At 65.9% G+C, this 3622-nt stretch carries 2 protein-coding genes; both read right to left on the bottom strand.

The features are described 5' to 3' along the window. Positions 1-680 precede the first annotated feature (680 nt). Positions 681-3128 (bottom strand): HAD-IC family P-type ATPase, encoded by a 2448-nt coding sequence (locus tag ABIN76_RS17680; RefSeq protein WP_346960962.1) that lies wholly within the window; start codon positions 3126-3128, stop codon positions 681-683. 266 nt (positions 3129-3394) lie between these two features. Next, positions 3395-3622, bottom strand: a 228-nt coding sequence (locus ABIN76_RS17685; protein WP_346960963.1) for a hypothetical protein, incomplete at its 5' end; no start/stop codon positions are given.

The raw sequence follows: 3622 nt of genomic DNA on the forward strand, positions 1-3622 counted from the left end.
ACCATTACAGCCAGGCCCCGACACCACGTGTCGGGGCCTGAGCCCTTTAACACCCCGCACGCACCGCCGTCGGGACCGAACACCGGAGCCTCCCGCACAACCGGCGCCCAAAACGAGAACCCTCCCGCAGATCCCGCCGGTAAGCCAACAACGCTCCCGCACAAGAGACTGCTAAAACCAGAACCCGCCCGCAGCACCGCCGCCTATCATCGCGATGCTCCCGCACAACCGGCACTCAATGAAGGAGCGCTGTCGGAGACTAAAACTCCCGCACGCCCTAAAGACGATGGCCGCCGTCACGCAGCAATTGCCGGGGCGTCGGCGTTAGGGCGGCCAAAAGTGCGGGGGCGTCGGGCTGAAGCCGGCCAAAACTGCGGGAGCGTTGGGCTGAAGCCGGCCACAAGTGCGGGAGCGTCGGGCTAAAGCCGGCCACAAGTGCGGGAGCGTCGGGCTAAAGCCGGTCGAAGCTGCGGGAGCGTTGGGGAGGGGCGTGCCACGCCGATGGGAGGCGGCATTCGAGTGGGCCGCGAAGATCTCCGTCGCTTGCCGCTGCTCGCAGGAGAACCGGCAGCTCCACAACGACCCGGCCAGCTGATGAAGGCAGGCTCACCCGTCTCGAGCCGGGCGGGGAGCCGAGAGGAAGTGTGCGTATTCCCCGACCGCTCCAATGCCGTCGGCCGTTAGCGCGGAAATTTCCGGCCATGCAGCCATGCGAGGAGTTCAATGGCGAGTCCTCCGGCAGCTCCGGCAACTGGTGCCGGGAGCAGGAGCTCGGATGGCGGCCAGGAGAGGATGAAGAAGTCCTGCGCGAGAGGGAGGTTGAACAAAGCAACAAGGGCCACGCACATGGCGCCCAACACCCCAACCCGGCCGGCGTTGAGCGGCCGGGAGACCACGGCAAGGATCCAGAGCCCCACGATAGAAAGCGTGAGGACGGAGGCAGAACGAACGGCATCCGGCGCCGGCTCAGGGACCATGGCGGTAGTCGCGATCGCGTTGAGCACCAGCAGCGAGCCCGCGACGACGAGCCCTGCCGGCACGGAGAACCAGAGGGCACGCCGGAGGAATCCAGGTTTGTACCGCCGGGTGTTCGGCATCAGTGCCAGGAAGAACGCAGGGATTCCGATCGTCAGACCGTCGGTAAAGGACAGCTGCCGGGGGAGGAACGGAAACTGCCACTGCAGCAGCCCGAAACTGACGGCTATGGCAATCGAGTAGGCCGTCTTGCTGAGGAAGATGCTGGACACGCGTTCTATGTTGGCGATCACTCGCCGACCCTCCGCCAGCACTTCCGGAAGCCGGTCGAAGCGGCCATCGAGGAGGACCAGACGTGCCACCGCCTTCGTGGCCGGCGCCGCGGAATCCATGGCTATGCCCAAGTCGGCCGTCTTGAGGGCCAGAGCGTCGTTGACCCCGTCGCCGGTCATGGCCACGGTGTGCCCGCGTCGCTGAAGGGCGGCAACCATGTCCTTCTTCTGATCGGGGCTGACTCGGCCAAACACAGTGTTGGCCTCCATCACTTGCTCGAGCAACAGGGGGTCCTCAGGCAAGGAGCGCGCGTCAAAGCCCTCGCTGACCTCGAGGCCAACGCGCCGCGCAATGGCAGCGACAGTCCGCGGATCATCCCCGGAAATAATCTTCAACTCAACGCCCTCGGCGCGGAAGAACTCCAGGGTTTCGCGGGCGTCCGTGCGGGGTTGTTCCCGGAACGTCAAGAGGGCGACGGGCCGGAGTCCGTCCGGCAGTGTGGCCGTCTTGCCGGACCCCGGCAACCCGTCCGCCCCGGCCAAGAGCAATGTACGAAGACCGGCGCCGGCCAGCTCGCCGGCTTGTGCCAGGACGCCGGCGTGGTCGGCGTCCAACGCCCGGGACGTAGCGGCGGCGGGGGAACCCGCTTCCGGCCGGAATGCCGGCAGCGGCGGAGTGCGGTCTCCCGGAGCAAGGATCATTTCCGGCGCGCCCAGAATCCACGTGGGGGTGGACCCGTTGCTCCCGCCAAAGGTCACTCCGCTCCACTTTCGGGAGGAGGAGAACGGAACGTACGAGATTGACTGGAATCCGCCGTCGTCCTCAAACGCAGTGCCGAGGCTCCGTGCGGTCGTGTTCGCCTCGGGTTCGGAGGCGAACCAGCCGAGGGCCTGCTGCCAGCCCGGATCGGGCGCGCCGGTCAGCTGGTGGACCGCGTCGAACCTGAGTCCTCCCTCGGTTAGGGTGCCGGTTTTGTCCATGCACAGGACGTCAACGCGTGCGAGCCCTTCGACGGCCGCGAGCTCCTGGATCAACACCTTGTGGCCGGCGAGCCTGAGGCCCCCGACGGCGAACGCGACGCTGGTCAGCAAGACGAGACCCAACGGCACCATGGCGATGACGCTGGCGATGACGCCGACCAAAGCTTCCGCCCAAGTGCCGGTGGCGATCGCGTCCTGCCAGCCGCCCCGTGCCTGCAGCTCGCCGTTCACCACAAGGACTGCGACCGGCAGGATGGCCCAGGCAATCCAGCGGAGCACCCGGTTGAGGCTGTTGCGGATCTCAGAATTGACGAGCGAGAACCTTCGGGCATCAGCCGTGAGACGGCTGGCGAACGACTCGGCACCTACGCGCACCACCCGCGCCTTGCTGTGGCCAGCCACAATGATGGAACCCGACAGCACGTCCGATCCGGTGTCCTTGTCAACGGGATCCGATTCGCCGGTCAGAAGGGACTCATCGACTTCAAGGCCCGCGGCTTCGAGCACTTCAGCGTCCGCCGTCACCTGGTCGCCAGCGCGCAGGACCAGGACATCGTCGCGGACGACGTCGGCGGTTGCGATTTCCTGAATCTGGCCCTCGCGCAGCACCCGGGCACGCGGGGCGTCCAGCACAGCGAGGCGGTCCAGGGACCTTTTGGCGCGGAATTCCTGGACCACGCCGATTACCGCGTTTCCCAGGGCCGCGAGCCCGAAGAGTGCATCCTGCCAGCGGCCCAGCAGCAGCAACACGAGGAAGCTCGTGCCGACGATTGCGTTGAAGAGCGTCAGGACGTTGGCGCGGAAGATCTGCCACAGGCTCCGGCTCGTCTTGTCCGGGACCCGGTTGTCGAGCCCGCTTTCGATGCGGGCGGTGACGTCGTGTTGCGAAAGCCCGTTCACAGCCGGCCCGGACACACGCCGATGGGACGGGACTGCTAACTGGCGCCGGCCGTGTGCCCTCACCCCCTGATGGTATCCGCAGTGGCGGTACAAAGTTATGGGGCTTACAGCCCCTCGCGACGGCGGCTTCGCTGGTGGCCTCGCGATCCCGGCGGTGGTGAGGGGCCATGCAGGCTGGTTTGCGGGCAGTTTCAGGGTCGGCTGCACCGCCCCCGGCGCAGTTCCGAAGCAGGTTTGCGGTTACGGCCGACTGGGTGTATTGTTTTCTAAGTCGCCACGAGGGAGAACAGCGGAAACGCTGAAGGACCGGAGGCGGCCAATCCCCCAAAAAATTCAAAACCAGGTTCTTTCGGCGCTTCAATCGCTAAGGAATATTGGTGGGGCTGGTTCGTCTGCTGATGTTGGTCCGGGAAGCCGGATTTGCTTCGGAAGTCGAGGCCGGGTAAGTTTGAAAAGTTGCTCCGGAGCGATCCTGGACCGTTGGGTTTGGGTGG

The organism is uncultured Arthrobacter sp., from assembly GCF_964021775.1.
Classification (GTDB): Bacteria; Actinomycetota; Actinomycetes; order Actinomycetales; family Micrococcaceae; genus Arthrobacter.